Origin of the sequence: Pseudomonas sp. SJZ080 (assembly GCF_007828295.1) — a bacterium.
GTDB classification, from domain to species: domain Bacteria; phylum Pseudomonadota; class Gammaproteobacteria; order Pseudomonadales; family Pseudomonadaceae; genus Aquipseudomonas; species Aquipseudomonas migulae_A.
This window is the reverse complement of record NZ_VIUK01000004.1, coordinates 300,844-324,082: the sequence shown is the minus strand read 5'-3', so window position 1 is coordinate 324,082 and position 23,239 is coordinate 300,844. Positions and strand designations below refer to the sequence as shown.

The following is a 23,239-nucleotide window of genomic DNA, read 5'->3' as shown; positions in this document are numbered from 1 at the left end:
AACACAACGCCCAATGCAAAAAAAGCCCGCTGACCTCCTCGGTCCAGCGGGCTTCTCTTTGCGCGAAAATCTTAGTGAGCCACTGCCGCCTGCTCTTCCATCTTCTTGCGCAAGCTCAACGGACGCATGTCCGTCCAGGTTTCTTCGATGTAAGCCAGGCACTCCTTCTTCAGCCCGCTTTTGCCCACAGTGCGCCAGCCTTCTGGCACGGCTTTGTAGTCGGGCCAGATCGAGTACTGCTCTTCGTGGTTGACCACGACCTGAAAGAGGATGTCCTCGCGGTCGAAAACTGACGTCATGCTGTCTCTCCATCGCTGTTAGGTAGGCTGCACGGCGTGCGCAGCCGTTATGTAGAAAGAACGTTCCGGAGCCCGGAAAATTTAAAGGCTGTCGGTAGCAGCAGCCATGGCCCGACCGAAAATCTCCGCGACCCGATCGATTTCCGCAGCGGTGATCACCAGTGGCGGCAGAAAACGCACCACACCACCATGACGGCCGCCCAGCTCAAGAATCAGCCCACGCTTGAGGCATTCACGCTGCACCAGCGGCGCCAGACGCGCAAAAATCGGCGGGTGACCCTGACCATCCGGCGCGCCCGTCGGGTCAACCAGCTCGACCCCCAGCATCAGGCCGCGACCACGAATATCGCCCAGTTGCGCAAAGTCCCGCTGCAGAATGCGCAAGTGTTCGCTCAAGCGGTCACCCATGGCGGCAGCGTGTTCGCACACCTTGTGCTCGACCAGATAACGCATCACCGCAGAGCCCGCGGCCATCGCCATTTGATTGCCGCGGAACGTTCCGGCGTGGGCGCCCGGCAGCCAGGTGTCGAGCCAGTCGCGATACACCACCACCGCCAGCGGCAGGCTGCCGCCGATGGCCTTGGACATCACCACCACGTCCGGAATGATCCCGGCGTGCTCGAAGGCGAACATCTTGCCGGTGCGGGCAAAACCGCTCTGGATTTCGTCGACGATCAGCGCCACGCCCGCCTTCTCGGTGATGCGCCGCACGCCGCGCAACCAGTCAAGGTCAGCCGGGATCACCCCGCCCTCGCCCTGGACGACCTCCACAATCACAGCGGCCGGCAATTGCACGCCGGCCTCGGGATCGTTCAGCAAATTATCGAGATAGTTGAGATTGACCTGCACACCCTGCGCGCCGCCCAGGCCGAACGGGCAACGGTAATCGTAGGGATACGGCATGAACTGCACCCCGCTGCTGAGCAACGCACCCAAGGGTTTTTTCGGCCCCAGGCTGCCCATCAGGCTCAACGCGCCCTGGCTCATGCCGTGATAACCGCCCTGGAAAGACAGCACGGTGCTGCGTCCGGTGGCGGTGCGCACCAGTTTGAGCGCGGCTTCCACGGCGTCGGTGCCGGTCGGACCACAGAACTGAATCTTTGCTTCAGCGGCGAGCTCAGGCGGCAGCAGACCGAACAGGTCCTGGACGAACTGGTCCTTGACCGGCGTAGTCAGGTCGAGAGTGTGCAGCGGCAGTTCATCGGTCAGCACTTGCTGGATCGCTTCGATCACCACCGGATGGTTATGCCCCAGGGCCAGCGTCCCGGCGCCGGCCAGGCAGTCAATGAAACGGCGACCTTCAACGTCTTCGACATAAATGCCCTTGGCACGCTTCAGGGCCAGGGGAATGCGTCGCGGGTAGCTGCGGGCATTCGATTCCTGCTGACTCTGGCGTGCCAGCAATGGCGATTCGTTGAACTGATACAGCGTCTCGGTCGGCGCCGGGGTGATCCGGGCCGACTGATCTTCCATAAGGCTGGTAGCGACTGACATCTCTCGACCCCTCAATAAGGTTTTCCTGTTCTGGAAACGCATCAGCGCGCCGAGGATTTAGACCCTTGATCAGCTTTTATGAAGGTGACGTCAGTGCCTTGCGCATGGGGATGGCGTGGAGTCCGGCGACGGTGAAGGTTTCGGCGCAGGGCTGATAACCCAGGTGACGGTAAAAGGCTTCGCTGGTTCGGGTGCTGTTGAGTCGGGCCTGCGCCAAACCGCGTTCAATCAGCCAGCTTTCGAGGTCGTGGACCAGCGCCAGCCCGGCACCGCGTCGAAACCATTCCGGCTGCACGTAACAGAACGCAACCTTGCCGCTGATCGCCGCCATCGCAACGCCCACCGGTTTGTCCTGCAACAGGGCGATGTTCAGGTACAACCGTGGGTCGGTCAGCCACGCTTGAATGTGTTCAGTGGTTTTGCTGTGAGTCCAGGAGGAGACGGTTCGCGGGTCGTTGCGATGGTCGAGCGCACAGCCGACGCGGATCGAACGCTCGACGATCCGGCTGATGATGCCGGCGTCGGCGGGGGTTGCCTTGCAGATGTGCAGGGGTACATCCATGGCGCTGTGACCTCAATCCATTGAGAAAAAGCTGTCGGGGACGATAGCGTCGGTGGTGACAGAAATGCCAATGGAGAGAGGTTACATTTGATGTGCAACACAACCCCTTGTAGGAGCCGGCTTGCTGGCGATGGCGCCCGCAGGGTCAACATCTATGTTGATTTTGAGGACGCTATCGCCAGCAAGCCGGCTCCTACAGGGGGATTGGGGTGTTGGTCAGACCGGTTGCAACGGCATGCTCAACTCAACCCGCAAGCCATCCGGGCGGCTGTCGAAATGCAGCGTGCAGCCACAACGCTGAACGATCGCCTGGACAATCGCCAGCCCCAAGCCGCAGCCGGTGCTCTGGCCGTTGCGCCAGAAGCGTTGGGTCAGGTGTTGCAGATCGTCTTCGGCAATGCCCGGGCCATGGTCGCGCACCACGAACTGCACACGGCTGCCGGTGGTCTCCAGGCTCAGTTCCACCGGACCGTCGTTCGGAGTATGGCGCAGGGCGTTGTCCAGCAAATTGCGCAGCGCGGCAATCGACAGCACCGCGGGCATTTGCACCGGGGCATGGGAGAGTACCGGCGGCAGCTTGAATTTGATCCGCTGACGATCACCACTGGCGGCATCCTGAATCGCCAGTTTCGCCACTTGCTCGGCGCTGCATTGCACACCATCGTCGAACGACAGGCTGCCCTCGACCCGCGCCAGCAGCAACAGTTGTTCAAGAGTCCGGTGCAGGCGGTCGGCGCCCTCCTCCGCCCGAGCCAGCGACTGATCCCGCGCCGCGCCGTCGGTCATGCGCGCCACTTGCAGGTGTGTCTTGATCGCCGTCAGCGGGCTGCGCAATTCATGCGCCGCGTCACCGGTCAGGCGGCGTTCGCGCTCGATGGTCTTGCCGATGCGCTGGAACAACTGGTTCTGGGTATCCAGCAACGGTTGCAATTCGCTGGGCAGCGGCTGGATCTGCAAAGGTTCGAGCGAGTCGGCGCTGCGGCGCATCAAGGCGTCGCGCATGCGGTTCAGCGGCGCCAGGCCCTGGCCGATGCCCAGCCAGAGCAGGCACAGGCAACCGAGCAATGCCACGCCGACCGGCACCGAAGCGGCCAGCAGGATCGACATGTTCAGCGCTTCACGCTCGATCTGCCGGTCAGCGGTGGTGATGCGCAGGTCGCCACGGGCCAGGGTGAAGCTGCGCCACGGCGCGCCGTCGATCATCTGATCGTGGAAGCCCATTTTCTCGGCTTCCAGGGTTTGTTGCGGATCGGTGTGACTGCGGGCGAGGATTTCACCGCGCAGCGAGCTGACCTGACACGCCATGCCCCCCGGAATATTCAGTTGTTCGGCGCTGAAATGGGTGCCCTCGCCCTTGGTCGGCAAGGCCGGCAATTGCTCCATCAGACCGGCGACCATGCGCGCCGACGCCACCAGCCGCTGGTCGAGGGAAAACATCATCTGGTTGCGCAGGTCGCTGAGCATCCAGGCTGCCGCCAGGGCCCAGATCAGCGCAAATGCGGCGCCGAGTGTCAGGCTCAGGCGCAAACGCAGGCTCATCACTTTTTCACGTCCTCTGCACCATCGGCCGGCCCCAGGCGATAGCCCAGGCCGCGCACCGTCTCGACAATCCCATTGCCGAGTTTGCGCCGCAAGTGATGGATATGCACGTTGAGGGCGTTGCTTTCCAGCTCGTCGTTGAAACCGTAGACGCTGTCTTTCAACTGCTCGGTGGACAGCACCCGGCCACGGTTGTGCAGCAGAGCTTGCAACAGCGACTGTTCGCGACGGGAAAGGTCCACCGGTTGGCCGGCGAGCATGGTTTCGCGGCTGCTCGGGTCGTAGGTCAGGGCACCGTGCTCGATCAGGTTGACGCTGCGCCCCGCCACCCGCCGCAACAACGTGTGCAGGCGCGCGGCGAGTTCACGCAAGTCGAACGGTTTAAGCAGGTAATCATCGGCACCCGCTTGCAGCCCGTCGACGCGGTCGGTGACCGAATCCCGCGCGGTGAGAATCAGCACCGGAATCTCCAGACCGTTGTGGCGCAACTGCTGCAACAGCTTCAGGCCGTCCTCGTCGGGCAGGCCGAGATCGAGCACCATAACGTCGAACTCGGCGACCTTGAGCATGGCGCGGGCAGCCGAAGCCGTGGCTACGTGTTCGACCGTCAGGCCTTGAGCGGTGAGACCGGCGACAATGCCGCTGGCGATCAGCTCGTCGTCTTCGCAAACCAGTACGTGCATGGTCAACCCTGTTGAAAAAAGCTGATTAGGCCGGTGGCCGATTAAGCGGACATTATGCCGCAAGCGCCACGTCCACAAGGTTATCGCGGTTAATCATCGGTTAATCGCCGCCTCCCATTGTGCACCTCACTTGCAAAGGGATAAGGCTGACCCATGCGTCGACTGTTTTTGTTTTTTGTGCTCTTGATCTCGGGTGTGGCCCAGGCAGGGACCAATCCGTTCGAAACCAAACCTGAGTTCCTGCCGGTGGAAAAGGCGTTTGTCTTCACCTCCGAGCGCCTCGAATCAGGTGAAATGCAGCTCTATTGGCAGATCACCGACGGTTACTACCTGTATCAGAAACGCCTGAAATTCGATGGGTTGCCCGCCGAGCTGCATCCTGTGTTACCCGAAGGCGAGCCTCACAGTGATGAATTCTTCGGCGAACAGCCGGTGTATCGCCAGGGCCTGGAACTGAAGATTCCGGCCGGTGCGACGGGCACGATCAAGGTTGGCGTCCAGGGCTGTGCCGATGCCGGTCTGTGTTATCCACCGCAAACCCAGGTGGTGGATCTGGGCGGCAGTGCTGTCACTTCCGCGACGACCGAAGCCCCGGATCAAGCCCTGGCCAGCAGCCTGCAACAACGGGCGCTGGGCTGGAGTTTGCTGGTGTTCTTCGGTCTGGGCCTGTTGCTGGCCTTCACCCCTTGCTCGCTGCCGATGCTGCCGATTCTCGCCGGTTTGATCGTGGGCAGCGGCGCCACGCCAAAACGCGGGTTTGCGCTGGCCACCAGCTATGTCGTGAGCATGGCGCTGGTGTATGCGGCGATGGGCGTCCTCGCCGCGCTGCTTGGGGCGAACTTGCAGGCGCTGCTGCAAAACCCATGGTTACTGGGCAGTTTCGCCGCGGTGTTTGTGCTGCTGGCGCTGCCGATGTTCAGTTTTTTCGAGTTGCAACTGCCGGTGGCGCTGCGTGACCGGCTGGAAAACGTGTCGCGCAATCAACGCGGTGGCAGCCTGATCGGCGCGGGTGTGCTGGGCGCGTTGTCCGGTCTGTTGGTCGGTCCGTGCATGACCGCGCCGCTGGCGGGTGCTCTGCTCTATATCGCGCAAAGTGGCAACGCGCTGCACGGCGGGTTGATTCTGTTCGCCATGGGCATCGGCATTGGTGTGCCACTGCTGTTGCTGGTGACGGTCGGCAATCGCTTCCTGCCCAAACCCGGTGCCTGGATGAACCTGCTCAAAGGCGTGTTCGGCTTCCTGTTCCTCGCCACCGCGTTGCTGATGCTGCGGCCGGTGCTAGATGAGTCGTTGTGGGTCGGTCTGTGCGGTGCGTTGTTGCTGATTGCTGCCTACAGCGCCTGGAAACAGTCCGAAGGTTTCGGACGCATCGCGCATCTGTTCGGTGCCAGCTCATTGCTGCTTGGCGTGTGGGGCAGTCTGTTGATGATCGGTGCGGCGGGCGGCAGTGATGACCTGTTGAAACCGCTGCAGGTCTATAGCACTGCCAATGCGAGCAATGTCACCCGCCCGGTCGGCCACGACGCCTTCACCACGATCAAGGACCCGACCGCGCTGCAACGGGAACTCGACGCGGCGCAGGCTCAGGGCCAGTGGGTGCTGCTGGACTACTACGCCGACTGGTGCGTGTCGTGCAAGGTCATGGAAAAACAGGTGTTCGGCAAAGCCAAAGTGCTCGAAGCCCTCAGCGAAGTGCGCTTGCTACGGCTGGACGTGACCGCCGACAATGCCGCCAGCCGCGAACTGCTCGGCCGTTATAAAGTGCCGGGGCCACCGAGTTTTCTGTGGATCGGCGCCGACGGCATCGAGCGTCGCAGCCAGCGCATCACCGGCGAGGTCGATGCCGACACTTTCCTGCAACGCTGGACCACCACCCGAGACGCCCGTTAATGCTGACTTTTACCCTCGGCACGTTTGCCATCGCGCTTAACCACCTGCTGCTGATCAGTGCCCTGGCGCTGGCGACGTTTGTCGGCTGGCGGGCGGCCAAGCGCGGTGGCGAGAATCCCGAGTCGGCGCTGTTCAGCCTGTTTCTGATCGGCATGCTGGCCGCCCGGGCCAGCTTCGTGGCGCTCTACTGGACGCACTATCGCAATGATCCGTGGCAAGTCATCGACTTGCGCGACGGCGGTTTCCTCGCATTGCCCGGGGTGATCGTGCTGTTGCTCGCCGCGTTGTATCGCGGCTGGCGTCGGCCGGGCTTGCGCCGTCCGTTGGGCTTCGGCGTGGCCAGCGGCCTGGCGTTCTGGGTGCTGGCCACCTTTTCGCTGACGATCTACGAACAAGGCACGCGCCTGCCGGACATTACCCTGCGCAATGCCGCCGGTGAAACCGTGCAACTGGCGGACTACAAGGGTGGGCCGCTGGTGATCAATCTCTGGGCGACCTGGTGCCCGCCGTGCCGTCGGGAAATGCCGGTCCTGGAAAACGCCCAGCAACATCGCCCGGACCTGACTTTTCTGTTCGTCAATCAGGCCGAAAGCATGCAAAGCGTCAGCACCTTTCTGGAAACACAGGGCCTGAGCCTGTCCAACGTGCTGTTCGACGGCAGTGGCCGGTTGGGCCAGGCCGTCGGCTCGATGGCATTGCCGACTACGCTGTTCTATAGCCCCGACGGTCGCCTGTTGGGCAGCCACTTGGGCGAGCTGTCGGAAGCCAGCCTGGCTCGCGCCCTGGAAAACTTCGAAACCCCGAATCCTGCCGTACCGGCCACCTCTTCAAGGAAACTGCCATGCCCCGCCTCCGCCACCTGCTGACGCTGACCCTGGGTGCCGCCCTGCTGCATCTGCCGTCGGTACAGGCCGCTGAAGAACTGCCCGAAGCGATCAAGAAAATCGAAGCCAAGGGCGCCAAAATTGTCGGCCAGTTCGACGCGCCCGACGGTCTGCGTGGTTATGCCGCGCAGTACCAGAACCGCGGCATGGCGCTGTACCTGACGCCCGATGGCAAACATGTGTTGCTGGGCAGTTTGTACGACGCCGAGGGCAATGACCTGAGCAGCGCGCCCTTGCAGAAACTGGTTTACGCGCCGATGGCCAAGGAGATCTGGGGCAAGATGGAAGCCAGCAACTGGATCGGTGACGGCAACAAGGACGCACCGCGCGTGGTGTACCTGTTCAGCGATCCGAACTGCCCTTACTGCAACATGTTCTGGGAACAGGCGCGGCCGTGGGTGAAGGCCGGCAAGGTGCAATTGCGGCACATCATGGTCGGTATCATTCGTGAGGACAGTCCGGGCAAATCCGCGGCGTTGCTGGCCGCCAAGGATCCGCAAAAAGCCCTGCAAGACCACGAAGCAGCCGGCAAGGCCAGTTCGCTCAAGGCCTTGAAAGATGTGCCGCCGGCGATTCAGGCGAAACTGGCGGCGAACATGCAGCTGATGGAAGACCTGGAGTTGCAGGCGACACCGGCGATTTTCTACATGGACGACAAGGGTGAGTTGCAACAGCAGCAAGGCGCGCCTTCGCCGGACAAGCTGGTGAAGATTCTCGGGCCGAAGTGATTTTTCCCGACTCTTTAGTGTTTTTGCCGGCCTCTTCGCGGGCAAGCCTCGCTCCTACGGGGTTTATGTCGATCACAATGTTTGCAATCGACATAATCCTGTAGGAGCGAGGCTTGCCCACGAAGGCATCAGCAGAATCAACTAATTTCTCTCAGCCAGAAACTTCAGCAAAACCTCAGTCACAAACAACGGGTTCTCCAGATTGGAGATATGCCCCGCCTCCGGCACCAGCACACACGGACAACCGATCAACCCGGCCATTTCCTGCGCCTCCGACGGCGGCCGCGGCTTGTCCTGATCGCCACACATCACCAGCGTGGCGTCAGCATTCAACTCGCCCAGACGCGGCAACAGATCATCCCGACCAAACGTAATCCGGCCCATCGGCACGATGCTTTGACGCAAGCGCTCCGGCGGCAGCGCGACCAGCTTCGCGCGAAAATCCTGATACAGCGCCGACTGCGGATCGATGCCCGGACGAAAGAAGATCGGCACGACGATATCGAGCAATTGCGGCGCAATCACCCCGCTGTCTTCGATCTGTTTGAACAGCGAGAAATAGTACTGGCGGGTCGGTTCCGGCTCGACACCGACGTAGGTGTCCATCAGCACCAGGCCATTGACTCGCTGCGGCGCCGACAAGGCCAGACGCACGCCCCACATGCCGCCTACCGACAGACCGACCAGCGTGACCCGGTCGATGTCCAGATGATCGAGCAACACCAATGCCTGACGGGCGATGTCATCCAGCGATTGCGTGCCTTCGGGTAGCGGGCCTGATTCACCATGCCCCCACAGGTCCAGGGCGATGACCCGGTATTGCTGCGACAGCGCGGCGATCTGCGGCGCCCACATGGTTTGGTCCCAGAGGTAGCTGCCGGCGAGCAGCACCGCGGGGCCGGTGCCTTGATCGATGTAGTGAAGGGGTTGTCCGTCAATCGTAACGAAGGGCATTGACTGGTTCCTTTGTGAAATGGGATTCAGCAAAAAAAGCAGGAGGAAGACTGAGCGGGTCCGAAGCGACAGTCAACGCGCAAATCTGCGCAAATTTCACCGACGCCATCGCGAGCAAGCCCGTTCCCACATTCGAACTGTGTTCGCAGGCCAAATGTGTGTGGGCTTGCTCGCGATGGGGCCCTCACAGACGCTGGAGAATCAAAGCCCCTCCAACTCCGCCATCAAGTCATTCAACCGGTCCACCTTCTCCTCGGTGATGTCACTCGCGGCCAACCCGTCGATGTACTCCGCCAGTTCCTCCACCGTGCTGCACTCGAACATCGCCCGCAGGGGTACATCCCGTTGCAGCGATTTCTGCACCCGCGAGGCAATCTGCGTCGCCAGCAGCGAATGCCCGCCCAGCTCGAAGAAGTTGTCGCGCACACCGACCTTCTCGACCTTCAACACCTCGGCCCAGATGTTCGCCAACGTCTGCTCCAGCTCATTGCGTGGCGCCTGGTAATCCTGGCTCTGCAACTGGCCGATCTCCAGCGTCGGCAACGCCTTGCGATCCAGTTTGCCGTTGGCGTTGAGCGGCATCCGCTCCAGCCACAACCAGTGCAGCGGCACCATGTATTCCGGCAGTTCAGCGCGCAGGCGTTGCTTGATGCGCTCCAGACGTTCGGTCGGACTCAGTGCCGAATCCGTTGCGACCAGATAGCCCACCAAGTGTTTGCCGTTCACGCCGTCCTGCACACCGACCGCCGCTTCGCGCACCTCCGGTTGCTCGTGCAGACGCGCTTCGATTTCACCCAGTTCGATGCGGTAACCGCGAATCTTCACTTGATAGTCGATGCGACCGACGTATTCCAGCACGCCGTCACTGCGCCGACGGGCCAGGTCGCCAGTGCGATACAGACGGTCCCCGGGCTCGCCAAACGGGTTCGGCACAAACACCTGCGCCGTGCGCAGCGGATCGCTGACATAACCGCGCCCGACACCGGTGCCGGCCACGCACAACTCGCCCACCGCACCCAACGGCACCAGGTCCAGCGCGCCATCGAGCAGGTACAAACGGTTGTTGTCGGTCGGCGTGCCAATCGGCAAGTAACTGCCGCGAGTCGATGCCATGTCGACACGGAAAAACGCCACATCGTCCGAGCACTCCGCCGGCCCGTAAGCATTCACCAGCCCGATATCCGGGTAGCGCAGCAACCATTGGTGCGCGAGTTCCGGCGGCATCGCTTCACCCGTCGGCAGCATCCAGCGCAGGCCTTCGAGGCTCATGCGTTCCTGGGCGAGCATGCCCTGAATCAGCGAAGGCACGCTTTCCAGCACGGTGATGCCCTGGGCCGAGACATGCGCCAGCAAACCCTGTGGATCGTGGGCGATGGTGTTCGGCACGATGTCCACCCGCGCACCAAATAACGGTGCAGCGAGAAACTGCCAGACCGAAATATCGAAGCTTTGCGAAGCGGTCTGGGCGATCACATCGGCGTCGCTGAGGTTCAGGTACGGGACCTTGCTCAACTGGTTATTGAGCATTCCGCGTTGTTCGACCATCACACCTTTGGGCAGCCCCGTCGAACCCGAGGTGTAGATCACGTAGGCGAGGTTGTCCGGGCCGCTGTAGATGCCCGGATTGGCCACCGACACATGGCTCGCCTGCACCTCTTCCCACACCAGCAACCGTGGCCGATTGGCGCAACCGAATTCCTCCAGCAGCGCCACAGCCTGTTCGCGACAGGCCTGCGTGCACACCAGCAACGGCGTACGGCTCAGGTCGATGATCCGGCTCAGACGCTGACTCGGCAGCCCCGGGTCCAGCGGTAGGTAACCGGCGCCAGCCTTGAAGCTGCCGATGATCATCCCGAGTAGGTCGAGGTTACGTTCAGCCAGCAACGCCACCGGTTGATCCAGCCCGACACCCGCCGCGATCAACCCATGGCCGAGGCGGTTGCTGCGCTGGTTCAGCTCAATGTAACTGTATTGCTGATCGAGGCAACTGGCGGCGATCCGTTGTGGATGCAACGCGACCTGCGCTTCGAACAACGCAACGTAGCTTTGCTCCAGCGGGTAATCGTGTTCGCTCTGGTTGCAGCCATTAATCAGGAAGTCCTGCTCCTCGCCACCGAGCAACGGCAAGTCAGCCATGTCGCCGTGGAAACCTTCGACCAGCGCCAACAACAAGCGCTTGAACTCACCGAGCATGCGCTCGACGGTCGATTCGTCGAAATAACGCTGGTCGTAAGACAGGTGCAAGCCCAGGTCATCGCCCCGATAGCACACCGCCGTCAGCGGGAAGTTGGTGTGGGTACGGCCCGAATCCGAGGTCGCGTTGAGGCTCTGCGCACGGTCCAGCACCGAGACTTCCACCGGCGCGTTTTCAAACACGAACAGGCTGTCGAACAGCGGCTGGCCTTTCGGCAATTCGCTGTTTTCCTGAATGCTCACCAGCGGCAGGTATTCGTACTCGCGCAATTGCATGTTGCTGTCGAGCAAGTCACTCAGCCACTGACGAACACTGCAACGCTGATCGTCCTCGGGCATTTTCACCCGCAGCGCGATGCTGTTGATGAACAGCCCGACAGTGCGTTGCATGTCCGGCATCTCCACCGGACGTCCGGCCACCGTGACACCGAACAGCACGTCGCGATCACCGCTCAGACGCCGCAGCACCAGGGCCCACGCCGCTTGCGCGAAGGTGTTGATGGTCAACTGATGGGCCTGCGCCAGTTCACGCAACCGCGCGCCGTCGCGGGCATCGAGACGGGTGTAGCGGTCGCCGACGATCATGCCGCCGCTGTCGCCCGCATGTTCGCGCAGGAACGGTCGGTCGCTCGGAATCGGCGTGGTGCGTTCGAAGCCCTGCAGGTTGGTTTTCCACCACTGCCGCGCTTCGTCCAGGCTCTGGCGTTGCAGCCAGCCGATGTAGTCGCGATAGCGCGGGGGCACGGTCAATCGGGCCTCGCGACCGTCGCCCAGCGCGGTGTAAATCTCAAAGAAATCCGCCATCAACAGCGACCGACACCAGGCATCGATGAGGATGTGGTGGTTGCTCATCATGAACCAGTAGCGCGCTTCGCCCACCTTGATCAAACGCAGGTGGAACGGTGCCAGGTTGAGCAGATCGAACCCGGATTCGCGCTCGCTTTTCAGCAATGCTTGCAGTGTCGGTTCTTGCTCGGGCTCGGCGAGGTCGGTCCAGTCGAGGTACTCGATCGGCGTGCTGCCCGGCTTGTGGATAACTTGCAGCATGTCTTCGCCGATGTTCCAGCAGAACGACGCACGCAAGGCTTCGTGACGGGCGATCACCGCTTGCCAGGCCTCGGCGAAACGCTGCGGATCGAGTTCGCTGTTGATGCGATAACGATCCTGCATGTAGTAGAGGCCGGTGCCCGGTTCCAGCAAGGTGTGCAGCAACATGCCTTCCTGCATCGGCGTCAGCGGGTAGACGTCTTCGATGGCGGCGGCCGGAATCGGCAGTGCGTCGAGTTGCGGCTGGGTCAGCTTCGCCAGCGGGAAGTCCGACGGCGTCAGGCCGCCTGCCTCGTCACGCAGGCAATGCTCGATCAGGCTCTGCAATTCGCCGAGGTAGGCGTCCGCCAGTTCTCTGATGGTTTGCGCGTCGTGGCGTTCGGCGCTGAAGGTCCAGCGCAGCACCAGTTCGCCGCCGTAGACCTGACTGTCAACGCTCAGCTCGTTGGGCAGCGGCGCACGCGGATCGTGGGCGGCGCCGACGGCTTCATCCAGCGGACGGAACAACGCGTCCGCGCCGAAGCTCTGGTCGAACTGGCCGAGGTAGTTGAAGGTGATCGGTGCCAACGGCAACGCGGCCATGACTTCACGGCACGGCTCATCGGCGAGGTAACGCAGCACGCCATAACCCAGGCCCTTGTGCGGCACGCCACGCAGTTGTTCCTTGATCGCCTTGATCGACGGGCCCTGCCCCGCGGCCTCTTCGATGTTCAGCGGCGTCAGGCGCAACGGATAAGCGCTGGTGAACCAGCCAACGGTGCGGGTCAGGTCGATCTCGTCGAACAGCGTCTCGCGACCGTGGCCTTCGAGTTGAATCAACGCCGACTCATGACCGCTCCAGCGGCACAGCACGCGGGCCAGTGCCGTCAGCAACAGATCGTTGACCTGGGTGCGATAGGCGCTCGGTGCCTGTTGCAACAGTTGCCGGGTGTACTCGGCATCGAGGCGCACGCTGACGGTTTCGGCGTGACGATTCTGCCGGCCGCCCTCGGGCCCCTCGCACGGCAATCCGGCGCTCGGCCCGGCCAGTTGCGCCTGCCACCAACTCAGCTCTTCACGCAGGGACTCGCTGCCGGCATACGCCTGCAAACGTGCGGCCCAGTCCTTGAAGGCGCTGGTTTTCGCCGGCAGTTTGACGGACTGTTCAGCCGCCAGTTGGCGATACACCGTTTGCAGATCGTCGAGCAATACGCGCCAGGAAACGCCGTCCACCACCAAGTGATGGATCGCGAAGAACAGCCGTTGCTGGCCTTCGGGACCATCGACCAGCAGCACGCGCATCAAGGGCCCTTGTTCGAGGTCGAGGCTGCGTTGGGCATCGGCGAACAGTGCCGCGCACTTACCCATCGCCGACACCCGCACCTGCCACAGCACCGGCGCGCCCCCTACCTTCTGGTGAGCCGCCGTCCATTCATCCGCCGTTTCAGTGAAACGCAGGCGCAAGGCGTCGTGCTGTTCGATCACCGCCAGCAGCGCTTGCTCCAGACGATGAGGCTCCAGCGCAACGGTCGGCTCCAGCAACAACGCCTGGTTCCAGTGCTGACGCTCGGGCATGTCGGTGTCGAAGAACCAGTGCTGGATCGGCGTCAGACGCGATTCGCCGGTGAGCAAGCCTTGCTCGGCCTTGACCTGTTCAGTGCGACTGGCCACAGCGGCGAGTGCCTGTACGGTCTGGTGCTGGAACAGGTCACGCGGGCTGAAGTGAATGCCCTGCTGCCGCGCACGGCTGACCACCTGGATCGACAGGATCGAGTCGCCGCCCAGTTCGAAGAAGTTATCGTTGAGCCCGACCTGCGCAACGTTCAACACTTCACACCAGATCTGCGCCAGCGTCATTTCCAGCTCGTTGCTCGGGGCCACATAGTCCTGACGATTCAGCTCAGGGTCCGGTGCCGGTAACGCACGACGGTCGAGTTTGCCGTTGGCCGTCAGCGGCATGCTGGCCAGCAGGATCAGGTGCGTGGGCACCATGTAATCCGGCAGTTGCGATTTCAGGTGAGCCTTGAGGGCTTCGCGCAACTCGGTTTGTTGGGCTTCGTCCTGCTCAGCGACCTCGGTCACCAGATAGCCAACCAACTGTTTGCCGCTCGGTGCGTCCAGTGCCAAAACCACAGCTTCACGGATCGATTCATGTTCCAGAAGACGGGTTTCGATCTCGCCCAGCTCGATGCGAAAACCGCGAATTTTCACTTGATGGTCGATGCGCCCGAGGTATTCCACCAAACCGTCGGCGCGCTGACGCACCAGGTCGCCGGTGCGATAAATCCGCCCGCCATCCGCTGCAAACGGGTTGGCCACGAATCGCTCCGCCGTGATGCCCGGACGGTCGTGATAACCCTGCGCCAGGCCGGCACCGCCGACGTACAGCTCACCGGTTGCGCCTTGCGGCACCAACGCCAGTTCGGCATCGAGGATGTACGCCACACGAGCGCCAATGACGCTGCCAATCGGCACACTGCCCAGCCCCTCTTCAAGCTGCTGCGGTGCAAGACTGGCCAACGGCATGACCACCGTTTCCGTCGGACCGTAGGCATTGAAGAACAGGCTCGGTTTGAACGCCGCACGAATGCGCTGCAAGTGCTCGCCGGTCAGGGCTTCGCCGCCGGTGATGCACATGCGCACCGGCAAGGTTTCGCCCTGAGTCGCCAGCCACTGCGCCAGTTGGCTGCCATAGCTTGGGGTGAAGCCAAGGATGTTGATGTGGTGGCGACGGATCAGTCCGCAGATTTCTTCCGCGTCCCACTGCCCTTGAGCACGCAAGACCACTTGCGCACCGCTCAACAACGGCACCAGCAAACGCTCGGTCGCGGCGTCGAAGTTGATCGAATAGAAATGCAGCTCGCAGTCGTCCGGGCGCATGCCAAAGCGCTCGATCACTGCTTGGCAGTGCATGGCGATTTCACCGTGGGACACCACCACGCCTTTCGGCTTGCCGGTGGAGCCCGAGGTGTAAATCAGGTACGCCTGGTGTTGCGGCAGGCTGATGAACGGCAGCTCAGTGGCCGGGTAATCAGCCAGTTCCGCAGCGTCGTCCTCCAGGCACCAACGGGCGACGGTGGCTGGCAGATCACCGAGGGCCTTGAACATCGCCGCATCGCTGAGCAGCAAACCGACGCCGCTGTCTTCGATCATGTAATGCAGGCGATCGAGCGGGTATTCCGGATCGAGCGGCACATAAGCACCACCGGCCTTGAGGATCGCCAGCAGGCCGATGACCATTTCCAGCGACCGCTCAAGCGCCAGACCGACGCGAACCTGCGGCCCGACACCCCGCTCGCGGAGCATCCAGGCCAGACGATTGGCGCGGCTGTCGAGTTCGGCGTAACTCAGGGTTTCACCGGCGAACGTCAGCGCCGGCGCATCCTTGCGCGCCAGGGCCTGCTCGCTGAACAGGTGATGGATGCACTGGTCCAGTCGATGTTCGCCCGGCTCGACGCCGAGGCTGTCGAGCAGGTTTTGCTGCTCGGCAGTTTCCAGCAACGGGAGCTCGCTCAAGCGCTGTTGCGGATCGGCCAGCAACGCCTCCAGCAGATTGCGCCAGTGCCCGGCCATGCGTGCAATGCGCGGTTCGTCGAACAGATCGGTGCTGTAAGTCAGGCAGCAACCGAGCCGATGGTCGAGGTCGGTGACTTCCAGATTGAGATCGAACTTGGTCGCGCGCGCATCGTTGGCCAGGTACTCGACAGTCATGCCGGCGAGCGTGCGGCTTTGCTGGAACTCCCAGCGCTGCACGTTGCACATCACCTGGAACAGCGGGTTGTACGCAGCGCTGCGCGGTGGTTGCAAAGCCTCCACCAGATGATCGAATGGCAGGTCCTGATGGGACTGTCCTTCGATCACGGTGTGACGCACCTGCTCGAACAACTCACCGACCGACATCTGCCCATCGAGCTGGCAACGCAGCACCTGAGTGTTGAGGAACGCACCGATCAACCCTTCGCTTTCCGGGCGAATACGGTTGGCCACCGGCGCGCCGATGCGCAGGTCGGTCTGGCCGCTGTAGCGATAAAGCAGCACAGCGAGCGCGGCGGTCATGGTCATGAACAGAGTCAAACCGTTTTGCGCATTGAAGGCGCGAACCCGTGCGGCGAGGTCGTCGCTCAGGTCGAAACGGAACAGCTCGCCTTGATGGCTTTGCACCGGCGGACGCGGACGATCGGCAGGCAATTCCAGCAGCGGATGTTCGCGACCCAGTTGCGCGGTCCAGTAGTCGAGCTGACGCTGACGCTCGCCGGACTCCAGCCACTGACGCTGCCAGACGCTGTAATCCAGATAGTGCACCGGCAGCGGCGCCAGCGGCGATTCGCGGTCATCGACGAACGCCTCGTAGAGCGCGCTGAGCTCCCGGGCGAAAATGTCCATCGCCCAGCCTTCGGTGACGATGTGGTGCAGGGTCAGTACCAGGTAATGCTCCTGCTCGGCGGTCTTGACCAGGCAGGCGCGCAGCAAGGGTCCGGTTTCCAGATCGAAGGGCTTGTGCGCTTCGCTGTCGGCCAGTGCCTGCACCCGCTGTTCGCGCAGGTCAGCCTCCAGCGCCGAGAAATCCTTCCAGTCCATGCGCATCCCGGTTTCCGGGTGCACTCGCTGCTGCGCCACGCCATCAACGCTCGGGAATGTGGTGCGCAAGGTTTCGTGACGCATGATCAGCGCTTGCAACGCCGTCTCGAAACGTCCGACATCCAGCACCCCACGCAACCGCGCCATGCCGCCGACGTTGTAGGCCGGGCTGTCCGGCTCCATCTGCCACAGGAACCACATGCGCTGCTGGGAATAGGACAGCGGCACCGGCTGGCTGCGGTCGACTTTCTCGATCGGCGGTTGTTTGTTGGTATTGCCGCTGGCCTGAATCCGTTGCACCTGCTCGGCAAATGCACCCAGTTCGCTGTTTTCGAACAAGGCTCGCAGCGGCAACTCGACGTCGCAAGCCTGCCGGGTGCGAGAGATGATTTGCGTGGCCAGCAGCGAGTGTCCGCCGAGGGCGAAGAAGTCGTCGCGCAGACCGATCTGCTTCAAGCCCAGCACTTCACGCCAGATCGCGGCGATTTGCTGTTCAAGTTCAGTGACCGGCTCAACGTGTTCGCGCACTTGCCACTGCGGTTCCGGCAAGGCGCGGCGGTCGAGTTTTCCGCTGGGGCTGAGGGGCATTTCGTCCAGGCGCATCAGTTGCGCCGGGACCATGTATTCCGGCAGCTCGGCCGTCAGTGCGGCTTTCAGGCGTGCGGTTTGTGCGTCTTCGGTTTCGTTGTGTTCAGTGGCGGTGTAGTAACCGATCAATTGCCCGCCAGCGGCGGTTTCGCGCACCAGCACCACGGCTTGCGCGACACCGTCCTGCGCCAGCAGACGTGCTTCGATTTCTTCCGGTTCGACGCGAAAGCCGCGCAGCTTGACCTGCTGATCGAGACGGCCGAGGTATTCGATCACGCCGTCGGCAGTCCAGCGTGCACGGTCGCCCGTGCGGTACAAACGTGCGCCCTGCTCGCTCAATGGATCGACCACAAAGCGTTCGGCGGTCAGGCCCGGACGCCCCAGATAACCTCGGGCCAGACCGATGCCGCTGATGCACAGTTCACCGGGCACGCCGGCCGGGACCGGGTTGAGCTCGCTGTCGAGCACTCGGCAGATAACGTTGCCCAACGGGCGGCCAATCGGTGAGCGCTCGCCATCGGCCGTGCGGCAATGCCAATGGGTGACGTTGATCGCGGTTTCGGTCGGGCCATAGCGGTTGTGCAGTTGCACGGCCGGCAGTCGCTCCAGCACGCGGTTGCGCAGCTCGGCAGGCAAGGCTTCACCGCCGGAAAATACGCGGCGCAGGCTGGTGCACTCGGCGGTGAGCGGTTCGTCGATGAACAACGAAAGCAGTGGCGGCACAAAGTGCAGCGTGGTCACGCCGAATTGCTGAACAAGTTGCGCGATGCGGTGCGGATCGCGGTGCTCGCCAGGCCCGGCAATCAGCAAACGCGCCCCTGTGATCAGCGGCCAGAAGCATTCCCACACCGACACGTCGAAACTGATCGGCGCCTTTTGCATCAGCACGTCGGTGTCGTTCAGGCGATAGGTGTTCTGCATCCATTGCAGACGCTCGGCGAGCGCCGCGTGGGTGTTGCCGACACCCTTCGGCTGGCCGGTGGAACCGGAGGTGTAAATCACGTAAGCGAGGTTGTCGCCGTGCAGATGCAGACCCGGCGCCTGGCTCGGCCAGTTCTCCAGGTGCAGCGCATCCATCGCGATCACACTGACGCCGTGGGTGGCCGGCAGTCGGTCGAGCAATCGGGTTTGGGTCAGCAACAATTCCACGCCGCTGTCGCTGAGCATGTAGGCCAGGCGCTCGGCCGGGTAATCCGGGTCCAGCGGCACGTAGGCGCCACCGGCCTTGATGATTGCCAGCAGACCGATCAGCAACTGCGGCGAACGCTCGGCTGCGATGGCCACGCACACATCCGGGCCGACGCCTTTGTCGCGCAGGTAATGGGCGAGACGATTGGCCTGGGCGTGCAATTCGGCGAAGTCCAGGCTGCCGCCGTCCCACAGCAGCGCGGTGCGTTCAGGCGTCAGGCGGGCCTGATCGTTGAGCCGTTCCGGCAGCCATTGGCTGGCTGGCGTGCAGGGTGCGGCGCTCCAGTTTCCCTGCTGATCGTGCTCATTCGGCGCCAACAGTTGCAGGTCGCCGACGGCCGTATTCGGCTGCTCGCAGATGGCGCGCAGCAGATTGCTGAAATGCTCGGCCAGTCGCTCGATGGTGGTGGCGTCGAACAGTTCGCTGGCGTAGTCGAAGGACAGGCTCAGGCGACCGTTACGGTCTTCTTCGCTGTGCAGTTGCAAGTCGAACTTGGCTTCGCGGCTGTGCCACGGCAGTTCTTCAGCGAGCAGGCCAGGCAAGCGACGCAATGCGCTCAGGTCCCGTTCTTGATGGTTGAACATGACCTGGAACAAACCCTGTTCACGGGCTTGCGGGAAGACTTCCAGCAGTTGTTCGAACGGCAGGTCCTGATGCGCCTGTGCGCCCAACGCGTTTTGACGGGTTTGCGCCAGCAACTCAACAAACGGCAACCGCGAATCCACCTCGGCCCGCAGCACCTGGGTGTTGATGAAGAAGCCGATCAGGCCCTGGGTTTCCAGGCGCGGACGGTTGGCGTTCGGCACGCCGATGCGAATGTCGCGTTGGCCGCTGTAGCGATGCAACAGACTCTGGAACGCTGCGAGCAGCAGCATGAAGGACGTGGCGTCGTGGGCCTGGGCAGTCTGGCGAATCGCCTCGCTGAGGTGTGCAGCCAAACGCACGGTGTGACGCGCGGCGCTGTGACAGTGTTGCGCCGAACGCGGGTGATCGGTGGCCAGGCTCAGGGTCGGATGCTCGTCGCCCAACTGCGCTTTCCAGTAGGCCAGTTGCCGCTCGCCCTCGCCTTGCGCCAGCCATTGACGCTGCCAGCTGCCGTAGTCGGCGTATTGAGTCGGCAGTGGCGCGAGTGTTGCCGTTTGCCCTTGGGACGCAGCGGCGTACAGGCGCGAGAACTCGTCGATCAGCACGTTCAGCGACCAGCCATCGGCGATGATGTGGTGCAGCGTCACCAGCAGTTGGTGATCCTCATCATCGAGGCGCACCAGGGTCACCCACAGCAGCGGGCCTTTTTCCAGATCGAACTGGGTGTGCGCTTCGTCCTCGCGGATTTGTTGCGCGCGGGCTTCACGCTCGGCGACGGGCAAATCGCTGATGTCGATAAATTGCAGGTTGAATTCGCCGGCGGCGTCGACCTGTTGCAGCGCTACACCGTCACGCTCGAAAAAACGTGTGCGCAGGGATTCGTGGCGTTCGATCAGTTGCTGGAAGCAGGCGCGCAAGGCGTCTTCGTCCAGCTCGCCACGCAGGCGCAAGGCGCCAGGAATGTTGTAGGCGCTGCTTTGCGGCTCGAGCTGCCAAGTGATCCACAGACGGTTTTGCGCCAGGGATTGCGGCAGCGCTTCGTTGCGCGACAGCGCGCTGATCGCACCTTGGGCCAGGCCGCCGTCCTGTTGTTGCTGCGCGACCGCGGCGGTAAATGCGCCGAGGGTCGGGGCTTCGAACAGCAGGCGCAGGTTCAGCTCCAGACCGAGCTCTTCGCGCAGGCGCGCAACCACTTGAGTGGCAGCGATGGAGTTACCGCCGAGCAGGAAGAAGTGGTCATCGGCATTGACCTGTTTGACCTGCAATTGCTCGGACCATATCTGGCCGATCAGGGTTTGCAGTTCGGAACCCGATTCGGTTTTCGCCTCGTTTTCAGTGGTCGCCGACGGGAACACTGCGTAGCTGTCGAGGCTGCCATCCGCCAGGCGATTGCGGCACGCCGAACGTTGCAGTTTGCCGCTGGAGGTCTTGGGCAATGCGCCCGGATTGAGCAACACCACCACGCTCGGCGCTTCCTGATACGCCTCGGCCACGGCTTGGCGAATGGCCTTGATCAGCGCCTCGGGCGGCAGGATTTTCTGCACGCTACGGCTGATTTCCGCGGCGATGCCGATGCCTTCCTGACCGTCGATGTTCACCGCGAAGGCCGCGACGCGACCTTTGCGCACCACTTCCACTTCACGCTCGATGGTCTGTTCGATGTCTTGCGGGTACAGGTTGTGGCCGCGAACGATCAGCATGTCTTTCAGGCGCCCGGTGATGAACAGTTCACCGTCGCGCTTGAAACCCAGGTCACCGGTGCGCAGCCAGGTTTTTCCGGCGTGCTGGACGAAGGTCTTGGCACTGGCCTCGGGGTTGCGCCAATAGCCGTGGGCGATGCTCGGCCCGGCGGCCCAGACTTCGCCGATCGCGTTGTCGGCCATTTCGTTGAGCGCCAATGGATCGACAATCAGCACCGCGTGATTGGGCTGACTGATGCCACAACTCATGATCGCGCTGCCCTCGCCCGCTTCGGCACGGTTTTGTGCCAGCGCCTGATCGTCCACCCGCAGATTGCCGATGCCTTCACCACGCGGTGTGCCTGCGACGAACAACGTGGCTTCCGCCAAGCCGTAGGACGCCATGAAACTGTCCGGGGTGAAACCGCAGCTCGCGAACTTCTCGGCGAAACGTTCCAGAGTGTCGAGTCGAATCGGTTCGGAACCGGAATACGCCACGCGCCAGCCGCTCAGGTCGAGGCGCTCCAGCGCTGATTCGCTGACCCGTTCGCTGCACAGTCGATAGGCAAAATCCGGCCCGCCGCTGATGGTGCCGCCGTATTCGCTGATCGCTTCCAGCCAGCGCAGCGGCCGGCCGAGGAAGTACGCCGGCGACATCAACACGCACGGCACGCCGCTGAAAATCGGTTGCAACAGACCACCGATCAAACCCATGTCGTGGTACAGCGGCAGCCAACTGACGATCACGTCATCCGGGTTCAGGTCGATGCCGAAACCGTGGCGAATCAGCAGTTCATTGGCCACCAGATTGCCGTGGCTGACTTGCACACCTTTAGGCAGCGCCGTGGAGCCGGAAGTGTATTGCAGGAACGCGATGTGATCGCCTTCAAGGTTCGGCTTGCCCCAACGCTCCGACAGCGCGGTATCAAGGGTGTCGACGCACAGCAGCGGCGGCGCGCCTTCGATTTGCAGCAAGGCGTCGCGCAGGCCGGCGCTGGTCAATAGCAGACGCGGTTCGGCGTCGCTGATGATTGACAGCAGGCGCTCCTGATGATGACGCTTGGCCGACTCCGGCGGATAAGCCGGCACCGCAATCACGCCCGCATACAAACAACCAAAAAACGCCGCGACGTAGTCCGGACCGCTTGGAAACAACAGCACCGCACGATCACCGAAATCCGCCTGGGCCTGCAACGCACCGGCAATGGTGCGCGCCCGTTGATCCAGCTCGCGATAACTGAGCACCACTGCCTGATCCGGTGTTTCGGCGAGAAAACGCAAGGCCACCCGGTCCGGCGTCAGGGCCGCGTGGCGCTGAAGGGCTTGGACCAGTGTGCCAGGTATTTTGAACGCGTCGGTCATGAGGTTTCCTGCCTGAATTCGGCTTGTAAATGGAATCGGTTTTCTGACGTCACGCCCCTTCGGGGGGCATGCAGGACGCGGTCTTCGCCGACCGCGCAAGGCATTGGGAATGCTGTTTTGGCCGGGGCTGGCGCCCGGAGCCATTCACCAATGAGAACGGATGGCGTCTTGAAATAATTAGTCGGCAGGCGTGATCGTCAACGGGGGCGCGGCTGCGTCAGTGTGTCGCAGTTCTCACTGCGCACCTTTGAAGAGTATTACTTCTATTTCTCAATTGACAATAATTATCATTCATAATAATTTGTCGCTCGATGTGTAGGACGGCTCCGATTCTTCCAGTCGTCCCACGACCCTATTTGCAGCAAGGTGATTTCCATGACGGAACAAGTATCCACAAGCAGGTGCGATTCACCGCTACTTCAGGCATTCGTCGACAATCGACTGATTCTGGTCAAGATTGCTGCCCGTATCACCGGCTGCCGGTCACGTGCCGAAGATGTGGTTCAGGATGCGTTCTTCCGCCTGCAATCGGCGCCGCAGATCACATCCTCGATCAAGGCTCAGCTCAGTTACCTGTTCCAGATCGTGCGCAACCTGGCGATCGATCACTACCGCAAGCAGGCGCTGGAACAAAAGTATTCGGGGCCTGAAGAGGAAGGGTTGAATGTGGTGATTCAAGGCGCTTCGCCGGAAACCTCGCACATCAATTTCTCGACCCTGGAAAACATCGCCGACGCGTTGACGGAGCTGCCGAGCCGCACCCGCTACGCCTTCGAGATGTACCGCCTGCACGGTGTGCCGCAAAAGGACATCGCCAAGGAGCTGGGCGTTTCGCCAACCCTGGTGAACTTCATGATTCGTGATGCGTTGGTGCATTGCCGCAAGGTGTCGGGCAGTCGCGCGGATACCTTCGCCCGTCGGTAAGAGCCGACATTTGCATCACCCCCATCGCGGGCAAGCCCGCTCCCACAGGTTCAGCGCTAACCCTGTGGGAGCGGGCTTGCCC

General features: G+C 62.3%; 11 protein-coding genes. 4 read left to right on the top strand and 7 right to left on the bottom strand.

Going from position 1 to position 23,239, the window contains the following annotated elements; genetic code table 11:
- Window positions 1-71: 71 nt before the first annotated feature.
- From FBY04_RS08610 to FBY04_RS08590, 5 genes are all read right to left on the bottom strand, one after another.
- The gene (locus FBY04_RS08610; RefSeq protein ID WP_008033724.1) at window positions 72-299 is read right to left on the bottom strand and encodes an MbtH family protein; all 228 of its coding nucleotides are present in this window, start codon (window positions 297-299) and stop codon (window positions 72-74) included.
- A gap of 81 nt (window positions 300-380) precedes the next feature.
- On the bottom strand, window positions 381-1,793 hold the full coding sequence (locus tag FBY04_RS08605; RefSeq protein ID WP_084321161.1) for an aspartate aminotransferase family protein: 1,413 nt from the start codon (window positions 1,791-1,793) through the stop codon (window positions 381-383).
- Window positions 1,794-1,869: 76 nt separating this feature from the next.
- A complete protein-coding gene (locus FBY04_RS08600) occupies window positions 1,870-2,355 on the bottom strand; it encodes a GNAT family N-acetyltransferase (protein WP_145314973.1) in 486 nt (161 codons plus the stop codon).
- 216 nt (window positions 2,356-2,571) lie between these two features.
- Window positions 2,572-3,897, bottom strand: a complete 1,326-nt coding sequence (locus FBY04_RS08595) for an ATP-binding protein (RefSeq protein WP_084321159.1) — start codon at window positions 3,895-3,897, stop codon at window positions 2,572-2,574.
- Window positions 3,894-4,577 (bottom strand): response regulator, encoded by a 684-nt coding sequence (locus FBY04_RS08590; protein WP_084321158.1) that lies wholly within the window; start codon window positions 4,575-4,577, stop codon window positions 3,894-3,896. The genes FBY04_RS08595 and FBY04_RS08590 overlap by 4 nt, the downstream gene beginning before the upstream one ends.
- Before the next feature lie 153 nt (window positions 4,578-4,730).
- Between FBY04_RS08590 and dsbD the strand changes: the two genes are divergently transcribed.
- Genes dsbD through dsbG form a run of 3 tightly spaced genes read left to right on the top strand, consistent with a single transcriptional unit; the run spans window position 4,731 to window position 8,079 of the window.
- Window positions 4,731-6,467 carry a protein-disulfide reductase DsbD gene (dsbD, locus tag FBY04_RS08585; protein ID WP_145314972.1) on the top strand — a complete coding sequence of 579 codons (1,737 nt, stop codon included), beginning with the start codon at window positions 4,731-4,733 and terminating at the stop codon, window positions 6,465-6,467.
- Entirely contained in the window at window positions 6,467-7,333 is an 867-nt protein-coding gene (locus FBY04_RS08580) for a TlpA disulfide reductase family protein (protein ID WP_084321156.1), read from the top strand. The genes dsbD and FBY04_RS08580 overlap by 1 nt, the downstream gene beginning before the upstream one ends.
- On the top strand, window positions 7,309-8,079 hold the full coding sequence (dsbG, locus tag FBY04_RS08575; protein WP_084321155.1) for a thiol:disulfide interchange protein DsbG: 771 nt from the start codon (window positions 7,309-7,311) through the stop codon (window positions 8,077-8,079). The genes FBY04_RS08580 and dsbG overlap by 25 nt, the downstream gene beginning before the upstream one ends.
- 141 nt (window positions 8,080-8,220) lie before the next feature.
- Here dsbG and FBY04_RS08570 read toward each other — a convergent pair whose 3' ends face one another.
- Together FBY04_RS08570 and FBY04_RS08565 are read right to left on the bottom strand one after the other, a co-directional pair.
- Window positions 8,221-9,033, bottom strand: coding sequence for an alpha/beta fold hydrolase (locus FBY04_RS08570; RefSeq protein WP_145314971.1), 813 nt, complete (start codon window positions 9,031-9,033; stop codon window positions 8,221-8,223).
- Between the two features lie 201 nt (window positions 9,034-9,234).
- Window positions 9,235-22,233 carry a non-ribosomal peptide synthetase gene (locus tag FBY04_RS08565; RefSeq protein WP_145314970.1) on the bottom strand — a complete coding sequence of 4,333 codons (12,999 nt, stop codon included), beginning with the start codon at window positions 22,231-22,233 and terminating at the stop codon, window positions 9,235-9,237.
- Between the two features lie 375 nt (window positions 22,234-22,608).
- Between FBY04_RS08565 and FBY04_RS08560 the strand changes: the two genes are divergently transcribed.
- Entirely contained in the window at window positions 22,609-23,157 is a 549-nt protein-coding gene (locus FBY04_RS08560; RefSeq protein WP_017339972.1) for an RNA polymerase factor sigma-70, read from the top strand.
- Window positions 23,158-23,239: the final 82 nt, after the last annotated feature.